The 25,774-nt window shown below is 51.0% G+C and carries 25 protein-coding genes and 1 pseudogene; 22 read left to right on the top strand and 4 right to left on the bottom strand.

The window, feature by feature from the left end:
• Positions 1-250: 250 nt before the first annotated feature.
• Positions 251-1,858 (bottom strand): BCCT family transporter, encoded by a 1,608-nt coding sequence (locus NCTC9997_RS07585; RefSeq protein WP_197665182.1) that lies wholly within the window; start codon positions 1,856-1,858, stop codon positions 251-253.
• Between the two features lie 12 nt (positions 1,859-1,870).
• Entirely contained in the window at positions 1,871-2,392 is a 522-nt protein-coding gene (locus NCTC9997_RS07590) for a hypothetical protein (protein WP_010863642.1), read from the bottom strand.
• A gap of 132 nt (positions 2,393-2,524) precedes the next feature.
• Between NCTC9997_RS07590 and NCTC9997_RS07595 the strand changes: the two genes are divergently transcribed.
• The 10 genes and pseudogenes from NCTC9997_RS07595 to NCTC9997_RS07640 all read left to right on the top strand — a co-directional run bounded on the left by NCTC9997_RS07595 (position 2,525) and on the right by NCTC9997_RS07640 (position 12,642).
• Complete coding sequence (locus tag NCTC9997_RS07595; protein ID WP_010863643.1) at positions 2,525-3,013, top strand: MarR family winged helix-turn-helix transcriptional regulator; 489 nt, start codon at positions 2,525-2,527, stop codon at positions 3,011-3,013.
• A 124-nt stretch (positions 3,014-3,137) separates the two neighbouring features.
• On the top strand, positions 3,138-3,680 hold the full coding sequence (locus NCTC9997_RS07600; protein ID WP_010863644.1) for a YniB family protein: 543 nt from the start codon (positions 3,138-3,140) through the stop codon (positions 3,678-3,680).
• A gap of 158 nt (positions 3,681-3,838) precedes the next feature.
• Positions 3,839-4,744, top strand: a complete 906-nt coding sequence (locus NCTC9997_RS07605; protein WP_064977745.1) for a DMT family transporter — start codon at positions 3,839-3,841, stop codon at positions 4,742-4,744.
• A gap of 458 nt (positions 4,745-5,202) precedes the next feature.
• Positions 5,203-6,618 (top strand): ammonia-forming nitrite reductase cytochrome c552 subunit, encoded by a 1,416-nt coding sequence (gene nrfA / locus NCTC9997_RS07610; RefSeq protein ID WP_064977746.1) that lies wholly within the window; start codon positions 5,203-5,205, stop codon positions 6,616-6,618.
• 53 nt (positions 6,619-6,671) lie between these two features.
• Positions 6,672-7,259, top strand: a complete 588-nt coding sequence (nrfB, locus tag NCTC9997_RS07615) for a cytochrome c nitrite reductase pentaheme subunit (protein ID WP_064978467.1) — start codon at positions 6,672-6,674, stop codon at positions 7,257-7,259.
• 50 nt (positions 7,260-7,309) lie between these two features.
• Positions 7,310-7,903: pseudogene (locus tag NCTC9997_RS07620) on the top strand (4Fe-4S dicluster domain-containing protein); the annotation flags it as partial.
• An 89-nt stretch (positions 7,904-7,992) separates the two neighbouring features.
• Positions 7,993-8,952: a cytochrome c nitrite reductase subunit NrfD gene (gene nrfD / locus NCTC9997_RS07625; protein ID WP_064977748.1), complete on the top strand. Its 960-nt coding sequence runs from the start codon at positions 7,993-7,995 to the stop codon at positions 8,950-8,952.
• A 107-nt stretch (positions 8,953-9,059) separates the two neighbouring features.
• Positions 9,060-10,958 carry a heme lyase CcmF/NrfE family subunit gene (locus NCTC9997_RS07630; RefSeq protein ID WP_064977749.1) on the top strand — a complete coding sequence of 633 codons (1,899 nt, stop codon included), beginning with the start codon at positions 9,060-9,062 and terminating at the stop codon, positions 10,956-10,958.
• A complete protein-coding gene (locus NCTC9997_RS07635; protein ID WP_064977750.1) occupies positions 10,946-11,479 on the top strand; it encodes a DsbE family thiol:disulfide interchange protein in 534 nt (177 codons plus the stop codon). Before NCTC9997_RS07630 ends, NCTC9997_RS07635 begins: the two co-directional genes overlap by 13 nt.
• A 116-nt stretch (positions 11,480-11,595) precedes the next feature.
• Positions 11,596-12,642 carry a cytochrome c-type biogenesis protein gene (locus NCTC9997_RS07640; protein ID WP_064977751.1) on the top strand — a complete coding sequence of 349 codons (1,047 nt, stop codon included), beginning with the start codon at positions 11,596-11,598 and terminating at the stop codon, positions 12,640-12,642.
• A 127-nt stretch (positions 12,643-12,769) separates the two neighbouring features.
• On the opposite strand, the gene cydH is transcribed toward NCTC9997_RS07640, so the two are convergent.
• Positions 12,770-12,859, bottom strand: a complete 90-nt coding sequence (gene cydH / locus NCTC9997_RS07645; protein ID WP_156669254.1) for a cytochrome bd-I oxidase subunit CydH — start codon at positions 12,857-12,859, stop codon at positions 12,770-12,772.
• A gap of 448 nt (positions 12,860-13,307) precedes the next feature.
• Here cydH and NCTC9997_RS07650 point away from each other — a divergent pair, with 448 nt between their 5' ends.
• From NCTC9997_RS07650 to NCTC9997_RS07705, 12 genes are all read left to right on the top strand, one after another.
• A complete protein-coding gene (locus NCTC9997_RS07650) occupies positions 13,308-13,754 on the top strand; it encodes a hypothetical protein (protein ID WP_156669255.1) in 447 nt (148 codons plus the stop codon).
• Between the two features lie 386 nt (positions 13,755-14,140).
• Positions 14,141-15,157, top strand: coding sequence for an HTH-type transcriptional repressor PurR (gene purR / locus NCTC9997_RS07655; protein WP_064977752.1), 1,017 nt, complete (start codon positions 14,141-14,143; stop codon positions 15,155-15,157).
• Between the two features lie 175 nt (positions 15,158-15,332).
• The gene (locus NCTC9997_RS07660; protein WP_010863655.1) at positions 15,333-15,566 is read left to right on the top strand and encodes a DinI-like family protein; all 234 of its coding nucleotides are present in this window, start codon (positions 15,333-15,335) and stop codon (positions 15,564-15,566) included.
• 79 nt (positions 15,567-15,645) lie between these two features.
• Complete coding sequence (locus tag NCTC9997_RS07665) at positions 15,646-16,341, top strand: thermostable hemolysin (RefSeq protein WP_064977753.1); 696 nt, start codon at positions 15,646-15,648, stop codon at positions 16,339-16,341.
• Positions 16,342-16,346: 5 nt separating this feature from the next.
• Entirely contained in the window at positions 16,347-17,978 is a 1,632-nt protein-coding gene (locus NCTC9997_RS07670) for an AMP-binding protein (protein ID WP_064978469.1), read from the top strand.
• Positions 17,975-18,655 carry a TenA family transcriptional regulator gene (locus NCTC9997_RS07675; RefSeq protein WP_064977754.1) on the top strand — a complete coding sequence of 227 codons (681 nt, stop codon included), beginning with the start codon at positions 17,975-17,977 and terminating at the stop codon, positions 18,653-18,655. The genes NCTC9997_RS07670 and NCTC9997_RS07675 overlap by 4 nt, the downstream gene beginning before the upstream one ends.
• Positions 18,652-19,512, top strand: a complete 861-nt coding sequence (locus NCTC9997_RS07680; RefSeq protein WP_064977755.1) for an SDR family oxidoreductase — start codon at positions 18,652-18,654, stop codon at positions 19,510-19,512. The genes NCTC9997_RS07675 and NCTC9997_RS07680 overlap by 4 nt, the downstream gene beginning before the upstream one ends.
• Position 19,513: 1 nt before the next feature.
• The gene (locus NCTC9997_RS07685; protein ID WP_082935513.1) at positions 19,514-20,164 is read left to right on the top strand and encodes a tetratricopeptide repeat protein; all 651 of its coding nucleotides are present in this window, start codon (positions 19,514-19,516) and stop codon (positions 20,162-20,164) included.
• A 44-nt stretch (positions 20,165-20,208) separates the two neighbouring features.
• Positions 20,209-20,904 carry a response regulator gene (locus NCTC9997_RS07690; protein WP_010863661.1) on the top strand — a complete coding sequence of 232 codons (696 nt, stop codon included), beginning with the start codon at positions 20,209-20,211 and terminating at the stop codon, positions 20,902-20,904.
• Positions 20,905-20,911: 7 nt separating this feature from the next.
• Entirely contained in the window at positions 20,912-22,513 is a 1,602-nt protein-coding gene (locus NCTC9997_RS07695) for an ATP-binding protein (protein ID WP_064977756.1), read from the top strand.
• Between the two features lie 192 nt (positions 22,514-22,705).
• On the top strand, positions 22,706-23,194 hold the full coding sequence (locus tag NCTC9997_RS07700) for a hypothetical protein (protein ID WP_064977757.1): 489 nt from the start codon (positions 22,706-22,708) through the stop codon (positions 23,192-23,194).
• 321 nt (positions 23,195-23,515) lie between these two features.
• Entirely contained in the window at positions 23,516-24,709 is a 1,194-nt protein-coding gene (locus NCTC9997_RS07705) for an ABC transporter substrate-binding protein (RefSeq protein WP_010863664.1), read from the top strand.
• A 125-nt stretch (positions 24,710-24,834) separates the two neighbouring features.
• Here NCTC9997_RS07705 and punR read toward each other — a convergent pair whose 3' ends face one another.
• Complete coding sequence (punR, locus tag NCTC9997_RS07710) at positions 24,835-25,746, bottom strand: DNA-binding transcriptional activator PunR (RefSeq protein ID WP_010863665.1); 912 nt, start codon at positions 25,744-25,746, stop codon at positions 24,835-24,837.
• Between the last annotated feature and the right edge of the window lie 28 nt (positions 25,747-25,774).

Genomic DNA, 25,774 nt, shown 5'->3' on the forward strand with positions numbered 1-25,774 from the left:
AGAGTGTGCAGTTTCATTTTCCGCTGATGCGCGGAGCGGCTTAGGTTAAATAATTGGATGATGACTTAATTTAAGTGTTTATTTGTCTCATAATGAAAGAGGTTTGTTGATAAGAAACAGGATACTGAAACGAATTAGAGCTTGGTTGTTGGAGATTTACCGCTTTGCTTTAGTTTGTTCTAGTCAGAGAACACCGCAAATTAAGTGTTCTCTCGTAAGGTTCTTTCTCTTTTAACGTACTTGTATCCGCTCAATTCCCCGGACCAATACGCTCCATGAGGTTGAGATGTGGCGAGCAATCTTGCGCTTGCAAGCGTAGGCGATCGTGTTTGAGATGGTGACGTTCTTCTCGTAAGCCCTTAAGTAACGCCGCACACATAAAGAGCATGATCACCGAGAACGGTAACGCCGCCAAAATAGACGCCGCTTGCAACGCTTCTAACCCACCAGACAGCAGTAAGATGGCCGCGACCAATCCCCCACCCATGCCCCAGATGGCGCGATGGATTTTAGGTGGCTCCTGATCGCCAACGGACAATAAGGTGGTCACCACCAAGGTGCCGCTATCTGACGATGTAATAAAGTAGGTGGCGATCAGCAATGTCATGGCCAGTTTAGCAACGGTGGCCAACGCTGGTACATGCACGCCTAAATCAATGGTGCGATACAACGCCGAGGTAATATCCTGATTCACCGCGCCAATCAGATCGCCGCCTTCAAAGAGCTGAATATGCAAGGCGGTGCTGCCAAATACACACATCCAAAACAGCCCCAATAACGTCGGAACCAGCAAGACGCCCAACACGAACTCCCGTACGGTACGGCCTTTAGAGATGCGCGCGATAAAGATCCCGACAAACGGCGCCCAAGCAATCCACCATCCCCAGTAGAAGGCGGTCCATGAACTTTGCCAGTTCGAAGCGCCATTGGCTTCGGCGTTTGTCCAGAAACTCAGGCGAATGATATTTTGCAGATAATCCCCGATTCCCTGCACAAACGAATTCATGATGTAGATTGTTGGGCCGGCAAACAAAAAGAAGATTAACATCAGCGCACTCAGGCCAAGGTTAAACTCACTCAGTAGTTTGACCCCTTTACCTACCCCTGATACCGCAGAAAGCGTTGCGATGGCCGATATCACACCAATCAAAATCAACTGATTTTGCAGTGAGACACTCATGCCGAAGACTTCGTTAAGACCGGTGTTCATCTGCGCTACGCCCAGCCCCAATGACGTGGCGACGCCAAATACGGTGCCAAATACGGCCAGCACATCAACCAGATGTCCCCAGAAGCCATAAATTTTGTCGCCCAACAGCGGATACAATACTGAGCGAATGGCCAACGGCAGTTTTTTGCGATAACAGAAAAAGCTCAACGACAAACCAACGATGGAATAGATCGCCCACGGGTGTAATCCCCAATGGAACCAGGTAATGCGCATGGCGACCTTGGCCGCTTCCGGCGTACCACCTTCGGTGATAAATGGGTTACCTTGCAGATGAAATACCGGCTCGGCAATGCTCCAGAAGATCAGGCCAATCCCCATCCCTGCACTAAACAGCATGGCAAACCATGCCATGTAGCTGAACTCAGGCTTTTGGTCATCATCGCCGAGGCGTAAATCGCCATAACGGCAAAACATCAAATACAGTGCGAAGCACAGAAACAGCGATACCACCAGAATGTAGTACCACTTAAAGCTGCTGATAATGTTATTTTTTGCGCCCTGAAACCACTGGGCGGATAAGTCCGGCGCAAACACGCCAAACAATAAGAAGACTGACAGCACGGTAAGTGCCGTAACAGCCATGGTTGGATTAAGTCCACGAAATAGACCGGATTTAGCTCTCAGCATCTCAGCCCTCCCTTAGACAAAAAACTCTTCACCAACATGCTCACCCGCGCCGCGGATAGCACGCCATGCCACCTGCCCAGCCGGGTTCTCGCGATGATCCACCAGCGTCACAGATGGCTGGCCATTCACCGCATTACGCTGACCATAAAACACCACGACCGGCACACCGAGATTGCTGACCCCACTGGTGAGCCAGAAGCGATGATTGTCGAAACTGCCACCAATAAAGTCTAACTGCGACAATCCAGTATCAAATCCGGCGACAAAATAGTTCATACTGTCGGTATCCGGAAAAATGTGAACCAGCAGATAGGCAAAGTTCAGTTCGTTGACCAACTCAGCCAGTTTGAAGATGCCGGCAGGTTCACAACTTTCATGCGGCAGCATCATTCCGCTTTGTACGGAAATATTGGTGTTATCGCAGGAAAGCTCAGGTTGATAACGGATATACGCTGACGTATCCGGCAGCTGGTAACGCATGCGTGCAATTTGCAGGTTTTCGGTGATCTCTTTGATAGTAAATGTCTGTTGCATGTGACCTCTCTACATGTACAAGGTGGCAAAACCCTACACATAAAATACTTTGAGGTCAAAGTTGTTTTTAATAAATACAACAGAGAATCACCATAGAGACCAAGTACAACACTATGATTTGGAAAGAGTAAATTGGAAAAACATGACGAGGTGATGGTTTCAATCCGGCAAATCATTCGCGCTATTGATTTGAAGTCAAAGCAATTAAACAAAGCCGTCGGACTGACAACGCCCCAGCTAATGCTGATGCAAGCCATTGACCGGCATGGGGATGTGTCGTTGAAAGTGCTGGCTGAACAAACCAATATCAGCCAAGCCACGGCGAGCACGATTTTAGACCGGTTAGAATCACGGCAATTGGTAATCCGGGTGCGCAGCCTGCTGGATAAGCGTCGCCAACATGCCGAATTAACCGAGGCCGGAAAATCCTTACTGCTCAAAGCACCTACGGCGCTGCAGGAGAATTTTGTGGCGCGCTTTCAGGCTCTGCCGGAGTGGGAACAAAACATGCTGCTTGCCAGTGTGCAGCGGATCTCTGCCTTGATGAACGCTGAACATCTCGATGTCGCACCGGTACTGGAAACCGGTACACTGACCAAAGAAGATGGGCATCCTAAATAAGCAAAGATAAGCCTGATTCAGGCTCAGATATTTTGGATATGCGTGGTCTCTGCTACGCTATATCAAGACGTAAAAATTTAGATGTACGAATACAGTTACACACTATCTCCGGGAGAATTTGCGCGTGAATTATAAGAATGCGGTCGTTCTGGCTGTCTGCAAGCGTTTGATTGGTTGGGTTTTGCTCATCACCGGTATGTTGAGCACATTGGTTTCAATCCTGAAGTTTTTGAGTCTGCATATTGATAATGGCAGCATGGCGGCTGCTTTTTTGGCCGACCCATACAAGCAGCTTTATATCTTTGTTTACGGCAAAACCGATTTTCTAAGCTTTTTCTGGAACAACTCGCCAGTACCGGATCTGGGCTCACTCACCAGCACGAACTCACTCTATTTCTTTGCTGTCTACATCATGATTTTTATCGGTAGCGCGGTGAAAAACTCTGGGGCTAAACTGTCTTCTCGTTTGTTCAAAACCGGCGAACAAATTGAAGATCAGTTGATGGAAGATCAGATCAAAGGTGTAACCTCTCGCTCACGAGCAGAAATTCGCAATACGTTGTCGATTCCGGATTACTCGATTTTTCGCCAGCTGCTGTGGGAAATCATCCCATTCGTCATCACCAGTGGCTTGATGTTCGGCTTCTATAAGATGTTTGGTTTCTAGTTTCTACAAACAGGGCCTTATGCCCTGTTTTTTTATCTCTGCCGCATTCCAATAGCTCCCTAAAATGACTCCCCAATATTTTGTGATGCGAATCGCAAATGAGACGCAAAACGAGTACACTGACACCTCATTCCTTTTCGTGTGCTAATGATGGTTTTATGTACTACCTTCTGCCCCTGCTAACTGTGCTGATCTGGGCCGGCAACGCTATTGTCAATAAGATGGCCGCCACCGCCATTGACCCCGCCGCTATTGCTTTCTACCGCTGGCTCGTTGCCGGTTTGGTGCTCACGCCATTTATGGCAATGACGGTGTGGCGTAACCGCCGCAGTTACCGCCCTTACTTAGTAAAGTTTGCGATATTGGCACTGCTCGGTATGGCAATTAACCAAACTCTCGGTTACTACGCAGGCTTAACGGTCAGTGCCATGAACATTGGCATCATTACTTCCCTGATTCCGTTGATGACCGTGCTGATCAGTATCTTCCTGCTGGGCGAAACGCCAACTGCCGGCATCATCGTGGGTACTCTGCTCTCCTTAGGCGGGATTTTATATTTGGTCAGCGCCGGCGATATTGCCAGTTTGTTGCATCAGGGAATTGGTGATGGTGAATTGCTGCTACTCGCCGGCTCATTTGCTTATGCGCTGTATGGCGTGCTACTGAAAAAGTGGCAACTGCCCTTTTCCACTTGGCAATCGGTATACGTGCAGATTTTGTTCGGTATCGTCATGCTGCTGCCTAACTTTCTGTCGGCGGCCAATGCACCAATCAATTCGGCAACACTGCCACTGATTTTGTACGCGGGGATCCCGGCGTCAGTACTGGCCCCCTACCTGTGGCTGCAATCAGTACGCTTTTTGGGTGCGAGTAAGACCGCTATTTTTATGAACTTCTTGCCGGTCTTTACGGCCATGATCGCCATGAGTCTGCTCGGGGAAAAGCTGGAGCATTATCATGTCGTGGGCGGATTAATTACCTTATGCGGCGTTATTTTGTCACAAACCTTGCGCAAACCGGTTGGTCGCTTACGTCCTTCACCGCGCGTCACGGATAGCAAATAAGTCAGAGCGTATTTATCCATGATATTGCCTTAGCCGCCATTCTTCGCTGCAATAATGGCTATTATCTCTAACCGGGGCTTAGCTCCGGTTTTTTTATCCCTCGGACACCTGCTCGTAATTCTTTTCCCCCAAGCGACCAATCTATCTATATAGCCACATAGCCACGTAAAAATTAACCACGTGAAAAACAGGTTGCTGAATTGATGTCCGTCACAGTTATGTCTGACCTCTAACCTCATGAAAAAATTGTATTAATGTTAGCCACATCTCAATCACGTAACCTGACGGCTCGGCCAATTGATCGAGAACAAACAAGACGTAAACAATTATTACAGTTATAAAACCGATCTCTATCATTCAACACTGAAGCATTAGGTCTGTTTTTTTTGAGCCTATCAACAGCCCACCCATAACAATGACGAGGTCCTGTTACGACGTTGGACTTACTTCAGGGAGTGATGATCGTGAAACTAAATACAACATCAATAACAACGGGCCTCGCCCTTTTTCTTACCGGAACTCTCCTTTGTAGCTCGGCCTTGGCACAAGTCGAAGCCCGCAATGACAAGTTTGCCGACGCACATCAGCCACAATACCAAAGCTGGACCCAAACCCAACAAAGCAGCGAACGCGCAGATGCGTTAGCAGAAGATCCCAATATGGTGATTTTGTGGGCCGGTTACCCTTTTGCCAAAGATTACAACAAACCACGTGGCCACTATTACGCATTAACCGATGTGCGTGACACACTGCGTACCGGTGCGCCAAAAACCGCAGAAGATGGCCCATTACCGATGGCATGCTGGAGCTGTAAAAGCCCTGATGTTGCTCGGATGATTGAAAGCGAAGGTGAAGATGCCTACTTCAAGGGAATGTGGGCCAAAGGCGGCCCTGAAATCGTTAATAGCATTGGCTGTGCCGATTGCCACGCGACAGACAGCCAAGAATTCAAAGATGGAAAACCGGCACTGCACCTTTCCCGCCCTTATGCTAGCCGCGCGATGGATGCCATCCACATGCCGTTTGCCAAGCAAGGTCGCTTCGATCAGCAAGCTCAAGTGTGCGGACAATGCCACGTAGAATATTATTTCTCCGGCGATAACAAAGCCGTCAAATTCCCTTGGGATAACGGCACATCAGCCGATGCCATGGCGGAATACTACGATGAGCTCGGTTTTAAAGATTGGGTTCATGGCTTATCAAAAACACCGATGCTAAAAGCCCAGCATCCTGAATATGAAACTTGGCAAGCCGGTATTCACGGTAAAAACAACGTCGGTTGTGTAGATTGCCACATGCCTAAAGTTCAAGGTCAAGACGGCAAACTGTATACCGATCATAAAGTGGGTAACCCATTTGACCGCTTCGATCAGACCTGTGCCAACTGCCACACCCAAAGCAAAGAGATGCTGCAAGGCGTAGTGAAAGAACGTAAAGAAGCTATCAATACTCTGAAACTGAAAGTCGAGCAGCAACTGGTGCATACACACTTCGAAGCCAAAGCCGCTTGGGATGCCGGTGCCACCGAAGAGCAAATGCAGCCAATTTTGCAAGACATCCGTCAAGCACAGTGGCGCTGGGATTACGCCATCGCCTCACACGGCGTACACATGCATGCGCCGGATATTGCGCTGAAAACGCTAGGCGATGCGCTGAACTTGGCGGCAGATGCGCGCACTAAACTGGCACGCTTACTGGCCACTAAAGGCATTACCGGTGAAATTCCGTTACCGGACATCAGCACCAAAGAGAAAGCACAAGCTGCGCTGGGCATGGATATGAAGCAATTCATCAGTGACAAACAGCAATTCCTGAAAACGACCGTTCCGGCCTGGGAAAAAGAGGCCAAAGATGCTGGCCGTCTGAGTCAATAAGTCAGGAATGATGGGCTCTGCTACGCAGAGCCCACAAGGATGAGGAGATCATGATGAAACTGCTAAAGCCCTGTCTATTAGCGCTTTCCCTGCTTACGGGCGTGCTGCTGTCGTACGTGCCCGTCTCTTTTGTGCAGGCGCAAGACGTTGCCATGCCAAATATAACCGCCACAACACCCGCAACAACACCCGCATTAGTGCAGCCCCAACGCGATCCGAACTATGCCTGTACGCAGTGCCATAAAAAAGAGAGTGAACAGATGCATGGTAAACATGCCTCTGTGGTTAATCCCAACAATCTAGGGCCGGTGACTTGCACCAACTGTCACGGCAATCCATCACCTCACCATCGTGAAGGCGTTAACGATGTGATGGTGTTTACCGATGAAAACATGCCACTGGATCAACGCAACGGTGTCTGCCTGAGCTGCCACGAGCCTGACAATCTGCGTAAAACCTTCTGGGCGCACGATGTGCATGTCACCAAAACGGCCTGCACTAACTGTCATCAGTTGCATACGGCAACCGAACCAATGATGGGGATCAGCGATAAGGCTCGTATCGGGCTGTGTGTCAACTGCCACAGCCAGCAGCATGCAGAAAAAGCCGCGTCAGTATCTGGCGTTAAGGAGTCTCCATGAGCTGCTCCCGCCGCCGTTTTTTAACCGGAGTCAGTACAGGTGCGGTGATCATGATGACTGGCCCGGCCTACACGCTGTCCACCACGGTCGCTGACGATGGGCGTCAGTTGGGGATGTTGCATGACGAAACGGCCTGTATCGGCTGCACCGCCTGTATGGACGCCTGTCGTGAAACCAACCATGTACCCGAGGGCGTTTCGCGCTTACAGATTGTCCGCAAAGGCCCAATTGGTGAGTTTCCCGACGCGCGTTATCACTTTTACCGTCACTCATGTCAGCACTGTGATAACGCACCTTGCGTGTTGGTCTGCCCGACCGGCGCATCCCATGTAGATCTGAAAACCGGCATTGTTGATGTCAATGCCGATCTGTGTGTCGGCTGCCAGTACTGTATCGCAGCCTGCCCGTATCGCGTGCGCTTTATCAACCCGCAAACTAAAGTGGCCGACAAGTGTGATTTTTGTCGTCATACCAATCTGGCGCGAGGTCAGCTGCCCGCTTGTGTACAAAGCTGCCCAACGCACGCCCTCACCTTCGGTGATTTGGACGATCCGAAAAGCGCTATTAACCAAAAATTACAGCAACTACCGACTTACCGTTCGAAAGCGCATCTGGGTACTGAACCCAAGATGTACCGCGTTCCTGCGCCAGGTAGCGGCGAGGAGCTAAATATCGGACGTGATGGTATACCGGCCGGTTTTGTAAACGGCAAACACAGCGGGGAGATTCAGTCATGACGCTACCTGTAGATCCGTTTCACTTTCCTTCACTGGTGTGGGACTGGCCAATTGCCATTTATCTGTTCTTGCTGGGGATCTCTGCCGGAAGCGTGACCTTCGCCGTCTTACTCAAGCGTAAATCACTGGGTGAGCAAGCATCCACGCATGGCATCATCAAAGCGGCAGCTCTGCTCGGGCCTGGCGCGGTTATTTTAGGATTGCTGATCCTGATATTTCACCTGACACGTCCGTGGACGTTCTGGAAACTGATGTTCAACTATCAGTTCAACTCTGTGATGTCGATGGGGGTAATGCTGTTTCAGATTTATATGGCCGTGCTGTTCGTCTGGCTTGGCGGTGTTTTTGCGCGCGAACTGAGCACCCTGCGCCAACATTGGCTCGGCGAGCGGTTGAATATACTCGATACGCTTTTGCGTGCACTACCGCGTACCGAGAAAGTCACTGAACCATTACTCCTGTTACTGGCAGTTTTGCTCGGTGCTTACACTGGATTTTTACTCTCGGCGCTGAAAAGTTACCCCATGCTGAATAATCCGGTTCTGCCAGTGCTCTTTCTGGTTTCCGGTTTAAGCTCGGGAATCGCCAGCTGCATTGTGCTCGCCACTAGCTTATTTAAAACCCCAGCAGATGATCATGGAATTCATTTCCTACACCGCTTTGAAACGCCGCTTATCTTGACTGAAGCATTGCTCCTGCTCTGCTTTTTCACCGGTCTGTGGTTCGGTGACGGACAAAAAGTGATTGCCATGACCAGTGCCATCGGCAGCGGTTTTTGGTCTAACGTGTTCTGGTTCGGCGTAGTCGGTCTGGGCTTACTCACCCCACTCATATTGGGGCGGTTACTTCCGGGGAAAAGGCTGACAAAACTGCTACTGATCTGCTGCTGTAGCCTGACCGGTATTTTGCTTCTGCGCTACTTCATTTTGTACGCCGGCCAAATGACTGTCGCCTAACAAAGCGTAGCCGAACAAAATGCATCTGTTACCTCATTGGTGGATCTGTATTCGGGAGTGCGCAGCACTCCCGTCCTGCTTGAATATCTCTATTGCGGAGCCGCTAAATGCTGCCTGAATTGGCTCTCATCTGTTTGCTGTTAATCCCTATTTTAGCGCTCTGGAGTGGGCTATTACCTTGGCTACCCGCCCGAAGCGGCGCAGTACGCCTCGCCCCAGCACTGAGTCTGCTGCTGGTATTATTGACCGCCACTAGCCTTCTACTGCTGGCATACAGTTTTCTCAACGATGATTTTACGTTGCGCTATGTGGCACAACACAGCAATAGCCGCTTGCCTTGGCCGTTCAAGTTGGCGGCAGTCTGGGGTGGGCATGAAGGCTCACTGCTGTTCTTCTTATTTGCACTAACTCTGTGGAATCTGCGGTTGTGGTTTATTGCGCAGCCGGTGGTCACGAAAATGCGTGCGCAAAGCATTATGGGCTGGCTGATTATGCTGATTAGCCTGTTTTTGCTGGCTGAAAGCAACCCTTTCACGCGCGTGTTTCCGCCCCCTTTTGAAGGTCGCGATCTCAACCCGATGTTGCAAGATATCGCGCTCATTTTACACCCGCCGCTGCTCTATCTTGGTTATGTGGGATTTGCGGCCAGCTTCGCTCTGGGGATCACCGCGCTGTGGGAACAACGCTTAGATGCACAGTTAGTTAAAGTATGGCGACCACTGACACGCACCGCGTGGGGCTGGCTCACCGCGGGAATCGCTTTAGGTGCGTGGTGGGCATACCACGAGCTAGGCTGGGGCGGCTGGTGGTTCTGGGACCCCATAGAAAACGCCTCATTACTGCCGTGGCTACTCGGTACCGCTTTATTGCATGCACAACTGGCCTTTATGCGTAATGGAAGCTTGCGCCACACATTGATCTTATTGGCGCTGGTGACTTTTCTCATGAGCTTGCTGGGAACCTTTATTGTACGCGCAGGAATTATGGGCTCAGTACACGCCTTCAGTGCAGAAAGTGGCCGCAATAATGCACTGCTGCTGATTCTAGGCCTGAGCACTCTCGCTGCACTGCTAATCTATGGCTGGCGTAGCCCATTTTTGACCACCAGTGACCCCATCACGCCTCAGCTATTACATTCACACTCATCCGGACGTGAAAACGGGTTACGTATCGCTGTACTTTTGCCCGTTATCGCTGCGGTAGTGGTGATGCTCGGTACCTTTTATCCGCTTTTTTATGCGTTAAGTGGTTCAGGTGCGCTCTCTGTCGGTGCACCTTACTTTAATTTGCTGTTTGTGCCGTTAGTATTTTTATGTTTGTTAGCCCTCATCGTTTTTCCGGCCATTCGCAACGCTTCCGGCTTACCGCCAATTCGGGCTTGGCTGTGGTTATTACTCGCTTTGCCGCTAGTATTTTGGATCAACGGCACGCCTCATTGGCACACGCTTACGGCGTTTATTGGCTCGCTAATGGCGGTCTGGTTAATACTGACTACCCTACAAGCACTCTGGTTCGACAAATTAAAGCGCGGACATTTAGCGCATCTGGCCTTAGCCATTACCGTCTTAGGCGCCAGCCAATTGGCCGGATATAGCCATGAACGAGGTGCGCTGCTGAGTATTGGGCAAAGCGTATCAGTCGGCCAATATGAGCTGCGTTTAGATGCCATTACGCCCGAGCTTGGCCCTAATTTCACTGCGGAACGCTACCATCTCACTGCGCTGCAAAACGGCAAAGTATTAGGGAATCTCTATCCTGAACGACGCCATTACAGCGTGCGTGCGATGCAAATGAATGAAACCGGTATTTTGCCGCTTGGCAGCGGGGATTTATATGCCGTGCCTGGGGAAAAGCGCGCACAGCAAATCGCCTTACGGGTAGCGCACAAACCGGGAAGTCGTTGGTTATGGCTGGGTGGAATATTGCTGACTATCGCAGGGCTACTCCCCCTGCGTCGTCGTAAAACAGCCGACGAATGCAATGAGGAGGCCGTATGTCCGGAATAAAACGCTGGCTTCCGCTACTGGCCGGCGGTCTGTTTTTACTGTTACTGCTATGGGCGCTTTACCCTGCGAGTTCACCAGTGACCAAGCAGACCTCAATCGGCACTCTACCCCCGTTGACGTTAACCACACTCAACGGCGAATCGCTCACGACCGATACCCTGCTCGGACAACCTTTTTTGCTCAATGTCTGGGCCAGTTGGTGCACCAATTGCCGTAAAGAGCATGCACTGCTGCAAACACTCAGCGGTCAGCTCCCCATTATCGGATTAAACTACCGTGACACGCCTGACGCTGCAAAAGGATGGCTACACAGCGTAGGCGATCCCTATTCTCGTGTTATTGATGACCAACAAGGTCAAGCTGCGTTAACACTTGGCGTTATCGGCACGCCGGAAAGCTGGCTGATCGGCTCACATGGTGAGGTCTTAGCACGCTATGTGGGACCACTCACATCTGAAATCTGGCAAACACAATTTTTGCCGCACTTATCCGCAAACCGAACAAAGGATACTGCGCAGTGAAGCCACGCCAGCTACTTCTGATCGTTCTCTGTGCTAACGCTTTCGTTAACAACAGTTTCAGTGTTAACAGCGCTCTGGCTGCACCAAGCAAATACGTGACAACGTCACCTAATCGGATGATTTCGGAAATACCGTCAACTTCAACATCGGTAGAAAAACCTCAATCATCAGAACTCTCTCACACTCCCAAAGAGCTCGAAATTCGCTTTGCCTCACCGGAGCAAGCTGAACGCGCCAATCAGTTGGCCGCCAGTTTGCGCTGCCCATCATGTCAAAATCAAAATTTGCTGGAATCCAATTCGGTGCTAGCACGCGATCTGCGGCTCGAAGTTTTTCGGCGCGTGGCGGCCGGTGACAGTGATGATGAGATCCGCCGTAACCTTATTGCCCGCTATGGCGATTTCGTGACTTATCGTCCGCCCCTGAAAACCAGCACCTTACTGTTATGGGGCACCCCACCGCTGTTGCTACTGATCGCCGCTATACGGCTCTTTTATCGCCGCAAGCGTAAATCGCTACCGCCATCGGCTACGCATTTGTCTAAACAAACGGCAAAGACACCTGCGACATCAAACAGCTCATCATCACTTTCCGTGCTGTTAGTCGTCGTGGTGGTCGCATCGGCTATGCTCGGTGTCGGCTCCGGCTATCAGCGATTGGGGCATTGGGATGCGTGGCGTAACTGGCAAGCCAATCCCGATCCGTTACAGCATCTTGATGGCGCAGCACTGCGCAGTGCTGCGGGAGTGCGATTACATGAGCGCATCAATCAAGACCCGCGCGATAAAGAGGCGTGGGCCGAATTGGCGCAGTGGCTGCTGTATCAAAACCGCTTCGACGAATCGTTGTGGGCCTACGAGCGCTTAGCTCAACTTGAAGGAGAAACCAGTGCAGCAACCTTAGCGGCGCGGGCTACCGTGATGTATTACCGCGATGGACAGCAAATGAGCGCCGCCGTTAAGCGAGAGCTCGCACAGGCGCTGACGCAAGACCCAGGTGAAGTCACGGCACTGATGCTGCTCGCCTCAGATCACTTCCTCAACGGACGCTATCGAGAAGCCGCAGCACTGTGGCAGCAACTGTTAGATGAAGGCCGGCCACGACTTAATCGCGAAGCAGTAACCCAAGCATTGCAGACGGCGCGCGCACTCGGTGGACGCTAATTATCGCTATGTGTCTGAGATCTTAGCACTATCCGCATTTTTGCCATGCTAATCAGCCAAAAACAAAGAGGGAGCCTAGCTCCCTCTCTTTGTATAAACCGGTATCACGCATCACTGTAATAATGGCTTACGCCAAAATGGCGATCAACCCATAGGTGATGATCATCGCCAATGAACTCACAGTGGTGATCAGCGCCCAGCGTAAATTGGTATCCATATCCCTACTCCTTCTTGCTCGTGTCGTCTTGCAACTGTGCTCTTACCGCGTAGTTAGTTCTTATAGCGCTATTAGCTATTGCTAGCTGATAGCGCTATCCGGCTGGCCGTTTGTGCTTATACATCGTCCTGACGAAGCACGAACACCACCTCACTGAGTTGTAGTTTAGCGCCTTAATCACCTTGTGTCTTTTTTGTTAATGTGCGTTTCATCACCAATAAAGAATGATACAATCACGCAACCTTATGACGGGTTTATCATCGAGAATAAATCGCCATAAATGCCATAACTAAAGAAAATGGATAATCCGGTCTTAGAACCTATCCCTGTAGGCTCTTAACACTGAATAAGAATGGACAACGGTATGCGACGGATCATTTCACTGATTACCCTCACACTGGCTTCTGCCACCAGCTTCACCGCTCAAGCAGCACTGGATCAGACGTGTTTGACTGAGAAATATGCAGCATTTGTCAAAGCATCAGATAGTTGGTACGCCTCACTGTTGGGTAAAGTTACCGAACAGCATCCAGATCTGGCCGAGGCCGGCAAACAGTTTCTGGCCGAACGTACCCATTACTTTGAGCGCAACTTTACTGCAGTGCGTTGGTACTTGAATCATGAGCCGGGGAAATTGGCTTTAGATAAACCGGTCAACGAATGGCTCACTCTGGATACTGCCAGCGCTGATTTACTCAGCACACAAAGTAAGGAATTTGCCGCTCAAAATGAGCAAGTTTTTAATGATCGGGTATTGAAACCCAATCCACAGAATTATGCCTTACGTGCAGCCTTTGCCGACTTGCTCACTCATCCGGAAAATGTGAAGGCCAGTCTGGAAGCATACAATAACGCGATGGAAAAAATTGAAAATCAGGTTTGTCGCAAACAATAAAGAGAAAAGCGTAACGATTTCATTAACCGCGATAGCGAATAACGCTGAATAAAACCCACCTGAACCGCTATAAACATGCATCAACATGCATGCAAATAGCGGTTTTTCGCATCACATAGATAAAAATCACACAAATTTTCTCTTTTCCGCTTCCAGAATAGATCATTCTAAGAGAAAATGATCTTTTGGATGTTCGACATCGGGCAACGTTCTGTGCAGTGGTTGGCTAAATCAGCATTTATTGTTGCGCAAATCAGCAACGGTATGCGATAAAACAGCAAACGCTTTCGTTATCATAATTGATAATTACACCAACAACGAAGACAGACAACGGTTCACCTCTGCCCGTGTCTTGATGCTCGCTCAATCAGGAGTTTCTTTTATTCATGGCAACGATCAAAGATGTCGCCAAGCTTGCGGATGTTTCTACCACCACCGTATCGCACGTGATTAATAAAACACGTTTTGTGGCGGAAGAAACACGAAACCGTGTATGGGAAGCGGTAAAAGAGCTGCATTATTCACCCAGTGCGGTTGCCCGAAGCCTAAAAGTTAATCATACCAAGTCTATCGGTATGATTGTGACTACCAGTGACACCCCCTATTTTGCCGAAATTGTGCAATCGGTGGAGGAGCACTGCTACCGTAAGGGCTATACCCTGTTCCTGTGTAACTCACAGAATAACGTGGAAAAACAGCGTGCTTATCTGGCGATGCTGGCACAAAAACGTGTCGATGGCTTGCTGGTAATGTGCTCTGAGTACAACTCTCAGCTGCTGGAGCTGCTGGAAAACTATCGCACTATCCCAATGGTGGTGATGGATTGGGGCCCAACTGACAGCGCTTATACTGATCGCATTCAGGATAACAGCTTCGATGGCGGCTATCTGGCAACCAAATACCTGATCGATCGCGGTCACCGTGATATCGGTGTGATCACCGGTCAGATGAACAAAACTACCACCAAAACGCGCTATGATGGCTTCTTAAAAGCCATGAACGATGCGAGTTTGAGTGTGCGTGATGAGTGGGTTGCAGAAGGTAACTTTGAACCAGAATCCGGCCATATTGCGATGAGCCATATTCTGCAAAATGCACAGCATCCAACCGCGGTATTCTGTTTTAACGATACCATGGCCATGGGCGCAATTTGCGCTGCCGGTGAACAAGGTCTGCGTATTCCGCAGGATATCTCGATCATCGGTTATGACAACATTCGTGATGCGCGTTTCTTCTCGCCACCATTGACTACGATTCACCAGCCAAAAGCGCGTCTGGGCGCGATGGCGTTTGATATGCTGATTGACCGCATTATCAATAAGCGTGAAGGTGGACAAGTGATTGAACTGCATCCTGAGCTGGTCGCTCGCGGCTCGGTGATTGACGGTCCACACAAAGGCTAAATAAGCAGCCACATCAATGCTGCTTAATACGTAAACAGCAAGCTTATATGAGCTTGCTGTTTTATTATCTCTCTACCCTCTCTCACTTCCTTTTCCTAAAAAATCCCCACGTCCCCCTCTGGACAGATAATTACAACAACTGTATATATATACATATATTACAGGAGGTATTCTCATGCGTGTTGAAGTCTCAATTGATCGGAATCTGTCTTTACCGGCACATTTTGAACAGCGGCTCCACTCCGTTCTCAGCGAGCAGTTGAACCGTTATTTTGATGAACCTAGCGTGTTGATTAAACGCGGTGCTAACGGCCTTTCCGTTTCTCGCGCTACGAAAGAAGAACGGGAAAGAGTCGAAGAGATCTTACAAGAAGTTTGGGAAAGTGCCGATGAATGGCTCGAAGAATAAATAGCAAAAATTTCTGAACACTTAATTTTGTCTTAAGTATCGTTTTTTATTCTTGCTCATAACACCACATGGAGGCGTTATGAGCATATCAGGTTATTTTCCTTATTCGCTGCAGATTGCACGCAGCCGCCAACAGCAAGAGCCGCTGAAACAGTTTATTCAAGCGGCCTATACCCGTGAATTCTCTGCCTCTATCCCCCACTTTTTGCCCTTGCTGCTCGGGCTGTATGACGAGCACGATTTGCTGATCGGCGCTTGTGGCGTCAATCCTGCTGCCAGCGGCCCGCTCTATCTGGAGCACTACCTAAACGCGCCCGTTGAAGAGATCATCTCCAAACGACTGGCCGAATCCAGTGAGCAGTCTCAATCTTCCACTGACTTGCCGCGCATCACACGATCACAAATTGCTGAAATCGGTAATCTGGCGGTCAGTAGTCCAGGTGATGGTCGATTACTGTTTGCCGCAATATGCCGTTTTTTACTGGCCGATGGCTACCCATGGGTGACCTTTACCGGTACCCAGAAGCTGCGTAACAGTTTGCATCGCTTGCATCTGAATCCGCTGGTGTTAGCGGAAGCACATGCCGAACAAGTTGGCAGCGATGCGGGCGCATGGGGGAATTATTATCACTGCGCACCACAAGTGATGGCGGGTAATATCCATGATGGGCTGGAGGTATTAACTCGCATTTCGCCATCTGTGCGCCTGATGCCTTCGCCAACCATTTCCTCACTGATCATGCCCGGCTTTCCTCTGGTATGGGGGGCATGCTAATGGAGATGCTCCTGTTTACTGCCATCCGTCAGCATGCGCAGCTCTCTCCTGAGCGCATTGCACTGCAAGATGCACAGCATTCGCTGAGTTACGCCCAGCTCTGGCAACGCATTCAACTGCGCGCAACCGAGCTGCAAGCACATCACGTCCGCCGTTTAGCGATAGCACTGGATAACGGTATCGAATGGGCGCTAACCGATCTCAGTGCCTTGTATGCGGGTATTACCGTCATCCCGGTACCGCACTTCTTCTCAGCCAGCCAACAAGAATGGCTGCTGCGTACCAGTCAGACTGACAGTCTGCTGACCTCAGCCAGCAGCGATGGGTCGAGTGCTGGAGTTTTAACGCCTGCGATAGATTCAGAAGATTCAGATACAGCATCTTCCGCATCAGTCGGCGTTAGCTCGCCACTCAATTTGTTACAGCGTCACTTGCTACAAGATCATGCACCGCATCACCAATGCGATGGGCGCTCGACAAAGGCGGAGGGCCACTCCCAAGCGGATGCTAAAGAGTTTACCGCTAAGATCACCTTTACCTCTGGCACAACCGGACAGCCGAAAGGCGTGTGTTTAAGCAATCAACACCTGATGCACACGACCCAAGCATTGGCTGACGCGGTCAGCGCGCTGGATATTCAGCGCCACCTGACCGTATTGCCACTGACGACGTTGCTCGAAAATATCACCGGTTTGTATGTTCCGTTATTACTTGGTGCCGCTAGCCTGCTGCCATCATTAGCAGAGATTGGTTTTCAAGGCTCCAGCCGGTTAGAGCCGCAGCAATTTTTGCGTTGCCTGCAAACATTTCGTCCGCACAGCATGGTGTTAGTGCCGGAATTACTTCGGTTGTTATTGGCCTTAGCTCCCGCAGCCGCCGATAGCCTGAACGAGCTGCGATTTATCGCCGTGGGCGGCGGACGGGTTGCCGCCAGTTTGTTGCAACAAGCGCAACAGCTAAACCTGCCTGTATATCAGGGCTACGGCTTATCAGAATGCGGCTCGGTCGTTTCCCTCAATACGCCACAAGGAAACTGCCTTGGCTCAGCGGGTCGTCCACTGCCGCATTGTCGTGTGCGTTTGGCGGATGACGGCGAAATTCTGGTCAGTGGCGCGGTGATGCAAGGCTATTTGCTCGCCGAGCAAACTCGCACAGACTCAGCGAGTGCAACAGACACAGCAAACACCGCAGACAACGCCCCCACCCATGCACAAGAACTTGAAATCGCCACCGGCGATCTGGGCTATCTGGATGACCACGGCTTTTTGCACATCACCGGACGCAAAAAGAATGTCCAGATCAATGCGTTTGGCCGCAACTTCTCCCCTGAGTGGATTGAGTCCGAAGCGCAAATTTGCCCCGCCATTCGCGCGCTGGTGCTGTATGGCGATGCCCTTCCCAGCAATGTGGCTCTAATTGATGTTATGCCGGGGCAAGAGCACGCCCTTGCCGCCCAACTCAGCGCCCTGAATCAGGGCCTGCCCGATTATGCCCAGATTTCACACTGGATTGTCGCTGAGCCGCCGCTGTCAGCGAATCCAGATTGGTTTACTCGCAACGGCCGTCCACGCCGCGACGTTATCTTTCAACACTATCAGGATCAGATAGTTCGTCTGGCCACAGGAGATGCACAATGAGCTTCTATCAGCAATTACAACAAGCCACCGCCACTGAACGGGCTCACTTACTGCAAGCGCCGATTATTGCGGCCAGCCTTAACGGTGACATCACATTAGCCCAATATCATGCATTCCTGACGCAAGCCTTTCATCATGTTCGCCACACCGTGCCATTACTGATGGCCGCCGGTAGCAGACTGACCAGTGAACAAGAGTGGCTGCGCGATGCCATTGCCGAATATATCGAAGAAGAGTTAGGCCACCAGCGCTGGATTTTGGATGACATCCGCCACAGCCACGGTGATGCCGAAAGCGCTGAGCACTCGCGTCCTTCACTGCCCATCGAGCTGATGGTTTCATTCTTATATGACCAGATCCAACGCCATAACCCATTGAGTTTATTTGGCATGGTGTTGGTTCTGGAAGGCACCAGTGTGTCGTTAGCCACCCACGTAGCCGCGCACATCCAACAGCACTTACAGCTGCCAGAAGAAGCCATGAGCTACCTGACTTCGCATGGCGCGCTGGATCAGTCGCACTTGGTCTTTTTTGCTGGTTTGATGGATAAAATCACCGATCCACAAGATCAGGCTGACATCATCCACGCCGCGCGCGTTGTGTATCAACTGTACGGTGCGATGTTGCATCAACTCACCACCACTCGCGCCCCCTTGCCCGAGGAGATGTTGTCATGAAATTGCACAACCTGCGCATTTTGCTCACTGGTGCCAGTGGTGGTATTGGCAGTGAGCTCGCCAGACAGTTGGCAGAACAACAAAACTCGCTGATCTTACTGGGGCGCGATCTGAGCGCGCTGGAAAAATTGCGTCGATCCCTGCCAAATCCTGAGCAGCACCAGTGCTTGAGCGTGGATCTAACCGATCAACGCCAGATCTTGGCCTTGGCTAGCGCGGATGAATTGCAAGCCGGTATCGATATCCTGATTAATAACGCAGGCACCAGTCACTTCGCGTGGCTTGAAGATCAGAGCCCGCATCAGATTAATGCCCAGCTTTCACTGAATCTGAGCGCCCCGATACTGCTGACTCGCACGCTGCTGCCGTTGCTGCATCGTCCCGGTAAAATTCTCAATATTGGCTCCAGTTTTGGCGGGATCGGCTACCCCGGTTATAGCGTGTACTGCGCCGCCAAATTTGGTCTGCACGGTTTTAGCCAAGCGCTAGCGCGTGAGCTGCACGGCAGTGGGATTGATGTCTGTTATATCGCCCCACGCGCCACGCGCACGGATCTCAATAGCCCTGCCGTCTATGCCATGAATGCCGAACTCGGTAATCACACTGACAGTGTGGAGTCTGTCGCTGCCGCAGTGATTAACGCTTTACAAGATTCAACGCGTAGCCGCTGGCTTGGCTGGCCAGAAAAGCTGTTTGTCCGCATCAATGCCCTGCTGCCACGCGTGGTGGATCGCGCCATTGCCGCTCGCCATGCGGTGATCGCCCGTTACGCGCGCCAAACATTACCGCCTATTTTAACGCCAACCGAGCTGCAACAGGCCGCTCTGAAGCACGATCTGAAGCATAAGGAGTCTTGAGATGAAATCAGCCTTACCTCTGCTGGCAACCCTCCTCGCTACATTCGGCGGGATCAGCCACAGCGTTGCTAACACGGCAGCGAACACCACTGCCGACACGACATTACAAACCCTGCAAACCCGCTGGGCAGAATGCCAGTATCAAACATTGACCATGAACCGTGAAAAATGCCTGACAACGCTGACTGAGCAGGCCAAGGCCGATGTCAAAAAATACCCCGAGCGCACGGATTTACTGATCTGGAGTGCCATCATCGAAAGTTCGCTCGCCGGTGAGCGCGGCGGTTTAGGCGCACTGGGTCTGGTCAAAGAAGCCAAAGCCTCTTTGGAAAAAGCGTTAAAACAAAACCCGAATGCCCTCGATGGCTCCGCCTATACCAGCCTCGGCTCGCTCTATTACAAAGTGCCCGGCTGGCCAGTGGGTTTTGGCGATGATGAACAGGCCGAACGGTTGTTGAAAAAAGCACTGGCAATCAATCCGAACGGTATCGACCCCAACTATTTCTACGGGGATTTTCTGTTAGAACAAGGTGATAAAGCGCAAGCCAAAGTCTACCTACAAAAAGCACTGCAAGCCCCCAATCGCCCGGGGCGTGAATTGGCCGACAAAGGACGGCGGTATGAAATCCAGCAAAAACTGGATAAACTCTGAACATAGAGCATGTTAAGGATAGCGACACGACAGGAGTCATAACCATGCGGATCTTGCTAGTAGAAGATGACCCGATGCTGGGCGATGGCATTGCTGACGGCCTACGCCAGCACGGGTTTACCGTGGACTGGCTCACCTGTGGTTTACCGGTCGCCGCCACATTGGCCGCAGAATCTTTTGCGGCCGTGATCTTAGACCTGACCCTGCCCGACATCGACGGCCTACAAGTGCTGCGCCGTCTACGTCGTGACGGCAGCACCGTACCGGTGCTGATCCTGACCGCACGCGATGCTCTGGATGACAGAGTCACCGGCCTCGATGCCGGTGCGGACGATTACCTGCCCAAACCGTTTGCCATGAAAGAGCTGATCTCGCGCTTGCGCGCGCTGGTCAGGCGCAGCAAAGGCGTCATTCAACCCGAGTTGCGCCATGGCGCGATTTGCCTGTTCCCTGAAGCGCAGCAAGCGACCTTTAACGACCAACCGGTGACACTCACTCGGCAAGAATTTCGCCTATTAGAAGAGCTGCTGCTGCACTGCGGTCGTGTGATGACCAAAGAGCTCTTAGAGCAAAGCCTGTATGGCTGGAACGACGGCGTAGAAAGCAATGCCATCGAGGTGCATATCCATCACTTGCGCAAAAAGTTCTATCCGGAATTGATCCGCAATATTCGTGGCGTCGGTTATATTGTTGAAGCTCTGCCGAGCCGACCAGCCACCAGCACTGTTTCGCCATCGTGAGCTGATGATGATGAAAAATCGTGCCCGTTCGATTCGCCGCTTTCTGCTGACCAGCGTCTTGCTGATCGTCAGCTCCGTGCTCAGCGTCAGTGCGCTGCTCGGCTATCGTGATGCTAATCATGAAACCGAAGAGCTGTTTGATGCGCGGCTAGCCCAATCGGCACGGATTACCTTACGTTTACTGAGCCAATACCTTGAGCTGCACCCCAATATCCCCGCGGGCGGTGAGATTTATCCTGACTGGCATCCGGCTACAACAGCCTCGGCCTCAGCCATAGCACCGCGCTCATCCAGCAGCAATGTCAGCACCAGCAAGCCGGATGAGGACGAGAGTGACGAAGCAACCCCCGAAGGCCATCAGTATGAGCGCAAACTCTACTTTCAGCTCTACGATCAGCACGGCAATATTTTGCTGCGCTCACCCGGCGCGCCAGACTCACGACTGTCAGCACCCCAAGCCGGTTTTGCCACCACCGATAACAACGGGAAAGCTTGGCGCACCTTTACCCTTGCCGATCCGCAACAACAGCGCTGGTTGGTGGTGGGTGAACACAGCGATATTCGCCGCGAATTAGCCGATAAAATCGCACTACGCACTATTCAGCCCTTATTACTGACCTTGCCACTGCTGCTGATCATGCTGTGGCTGGCGATTTTACACGCTCTTTCGCCACTTACACGATTGACCAATGCCATCAGTGAGCGTCATCCCGATAACTTGCGCCCGTTACAACCACGTGAAACCACCGATGAGTTGCAGCCATTAATCAATGAAATCAACCGTCTTATGGCGACCGTTGAAGAGACGCTGGCGCGGGAAAAACAGTTTACGAACGAAGCGGCGCATGAATTACGCACCCCACTCGCGGTATTAGCGCTGCACTGTGAAAATGCCCTGCAAGCAGACACGCCCGCCCAGCGAGAACTGGCCATGCACAAGATGCAACTAGCGTTACAGCGTAGCGAACGCATGATCCAACAACTGCTCACTCTCGCCAGACTGGAAAACCAAAATGCAGTTTCGCACCACGAGGCCGTCGCCTTATTACCTTTGCTGCGCACTTGCATCGCTCAGTTAGCGCCGCTGGCCCTGCAAAAAGAGCAAGACATTGATTTTGTCTGTATCCCTGCCAATGCCGCCCCCGTTATCTGCGGACAACCCGTCTTGCTGGACATCCTGTTTTCCAACATTCTGGATAACGCCATGCGCTATACCGGCATCGGCGGCAAAATAGATATCGTGCTGGAGCAAAAAAATGGCTCGGTTAGCGTGACAATTCAGGACAACGGCCCCGGCCTTAGCGAAGAAGCGTTACGCCGCATTTGCGAACGTTTTTATCGCGCCAACGCAGATCTGGCGCAATCCTCTTCATCCGTGGAAATCACACGCATTGGCGGTGCTGGTCTGGGGATGGCCATTGTGCAAAATATCGCGCGTCACCACGGCGCAACCTTGCAAATTAGCAACCGCCCCTCAGAGACCGCAGAACGTGATGGGCTGAGTGTTTGCCTGTCATTTTCACGTTTAGCGCTGGCCAGCAGTGAGCCAGAAAATACCGCTAACGTACCTAACACTCGCTCATCTCCCCCTCAGCTAAAGGGAAACTAAAGGGAAACTAAAGGGAAATTTTGCCGCTTCGCAATTCGGCCTTAAGGTTAATCACCACAAGCAGCTGACAAATGGCGTAAACGCGATATATTTACTTACCTTAACCAACGATTTTTCATCGTTAAGCACAAAAACACATACCGGATTGTCTTATTCTACTTGCATGTCGTTAATCTGATTAAAGGTGTCACAATGAAACTCTATCAGGCGCAACTTGCAGACATTCATAAACTGGCTCCGTTGTATGTCATGTATCGGCAGGAACGGCATATCCATTCGGAAATCGAGACCACTGAAGATTTTCTTCATGAGCGTCTGGCCAGAAACGATATTGTTATCTTCTACACCGAAACCGGCCAAGGTGAAGTTACCGGCTTCGTTCAGCTGAACCCGATGTTCAGTGCTGTAGAGCTCAAACGCATCTGGTTGCTGTATGACTTATACGCCAAAGAAGAGGTGCGCGCACAAGTGACCGAACACCTGCTGGCGCGAGCGCGTCAGTTAAGTGAGGAAACGCACTCTGGCCTGATCATGCTGCACAGCCATTCTGCGGAAGGTGCTCATAATCCGGCGCTAACCGATCATTTGCGTTATATCCGCAACACCGTGATGTATGCGCACGGCGCCAAAGCCGATGATGCTCAAGATACAACTTCCGGTAACGATAAGCCGGCGGAATAATCCTCACGCACTTTAGCGTGACCCTCCCTCGGCTGACAGTACCTCACTATGTAAGTAAAGAAGTGAGTAAAGAGGTCAGCCAAAGGCAGTACAAAATTACGCGGGTTATGCCCGCGTTTTCTTATTCTTCTCCCTTTCTTCTTATTGGCCTCACTGCAACTCTCACACTCTATGACTATGCTTTTTCGGCTGTCTTCCGTAAATTCAGCGGTGTCGCACACGCCTGCTGCATTTCTTTGAGTTTTTGGTACACTACGCAGCCTTAATGCTCATTAAAATGACCGGCAAATTCCCTTTTTATCCTGATACGAGGAAAGTTCCGTGAAAAAAAGCTGGATATCAGGCACTTTGCTCGCATGTTCGCTGAGTTTATCTGCCGCTCACGCAGAAGACACCCGCAGCGCATGGCAGCAGACACTGGAAAATGCACAGGGAACCACCGTTTATCTCAACACTGTTGCGGGCAATGCCCAGCTCAGCAACTATCTTGATTGGGCTAAAGATGAGGTGAAAAAGCGTTATAACATCACGCTGGTTCACACCGAAACGCCTAACAATACCGAAATTATCAGCCGCATCATGGCGGACAAAATTGCCGGCAAAAAGCAGCCTGGCAGCTCCGATATTATCTGGCTACATGGCAAATACTTCAGCTCACTGCGCGCGGCCGATTTGCTGTCGGGCCCTTTTGTCGATCAGTTACCGAATTGGCCGGTGGTCGATCAGAGTCTGCCGGTAAAAATTGACGCAACACTGCCGACCGATGGCTACGAAGCGCCGTGGGGTCTAAATCAGCTGACCTTTATCTACGACACAGCGCGTACCGCTACGCCACCTAAAAGCGTTAAAGAGATGCTGACCTACGCGATGCAGCATCCGGGTAAAATTACCTACCCACTGCCGAGCGATATTTATGGTCGTAATTTCCTCAAAGCGGCACTGCTGCAACTGGCTCCAACACCGGATGTGCTGTATCGCGATGTGAAAGAAAGTGACTTCAAATTGCAAACTGCGCCACTGTGGCAATTTTTAGATAACTTGCACCAGTATGCGTGGAAAAACGGCAAGGCTTTCCCAGCCAATCAAGCCGAGATGCTGGCATTGCTGAAGTCTGGCGAGATTGATATGGCCATCAGCCTAAACCCCAATAGTGTGCAATACGCCATTAATAAGGGGCTGATTGCGCCAACCAGTAAAGCTTATGCACTGGATCAAGGGGCCATTACGCGCGCACATTTTTTGGCTATCCCCTTTAATGCGCCGTCACCGGATGCTGCCAAAGTGGTGATTAACTTTTTGATGTCACCAGAAGCGCAGGCGCGCAAGGAAGACCCTGCATTGTGGGGAGATCCTACCATCCTCAATATTTCTGCATTAGGGATGGAGAAAGCGCGCTTTAGCGAACATAAGCCGCTGTTTAAAATTCTGCCCGAGCCACACCCGTCTTGGGAAGATGCGCTAGAAGCCGAATGGCAACGCCGCTATGGCGCACAAGGCGCAACAGTATCGCCTTAAGCGCAAGGCTTTGTATTACACGCAAGACTCGCGTTAAAAATAACGATGACTACAGGCCCGTAACCAAACTCTGGTTGCGGGCTTTGTTTTTATTGCGTTTTTACCATGCGGTTTGCGATGCCCTATCACACAGAGCGAGACAGCCATTCGCGATTTAGAGTATCGGTATCGCCCAGATAATCGAGCAACCACTGAATTGCAGGTGATGAATCTTGCCGACGCCATGCAACACAGCAACGGCTATCCGGCGTATGACTTTCCACTGTCCGCTCCACCAAACGCCCTGAGTCCAGCAGCGGCAACGCCATATGCTCCGGCATCACCCCAACGCCAAGGCCGGCGCAAAAGCAGTCGGTCGCAGCATACCAATCGGGAACCACCAATCGCCGCTGGTTATCCAGCAACCAAGTAGTTCGTTTCGGCAATAGACGCGAGGTGTCTTCCAAACAAATCGACGGGTAGCGACTCAGCAAGGCATCGGTCAGGGGTTGCGGCTCATTTACCACCGGATGGTCGGGGCTGACCACAAAGCGCCACGACATACTGCCCATATCTCGATAATCAAAACTCCCACCGACCGGAATGGCGCTGGTCGCCCCGATCCCCACATCGGCACGGCCATCCACCAGCGCATCCCACACGCCGTTGAACACTTCCATGCTGATCAGTAGCTCCATATCGGGGAACGCTCGGTAAAAGTCAGCGACCAAGTGTCGTACCCGATCAGCACGCACAATATTATCCAGCGCGATGGATAACTGCCCTCGCCAACCATTTGCCACCAACTGACAACGATGCCGAATCCCACTCATGCGCTTGAGTGTTTCTCGCGCTTCAGAGACAAACGTTTGCCCTGCCGGAGTGAGCACCACATCGCGATGTCTTCTTTCAAAAATAACGACAGCAAGCCACTCTTCTAACTGCCTAACGGTGTAACTGATGGCCGAAGGAACACGGTGTAATTCCTGCGCCGCAGCACTAAAACTGCCCGTTCTGGCTACAGATTCAACAACTTGCAGGGTATATTCTGACCACATAGATTTGCCATCAAATTTTTTGAATAGA

The organism is Plesiomonas shigelloides, assembly GCF_900087055.1.
Lineage (GTDB): Bacteria > Pseudomonadota > Gammaproteobacteria > Enterobacterales > CAMTGL01 > Plesiomonas > Plesiomonas shigelloides.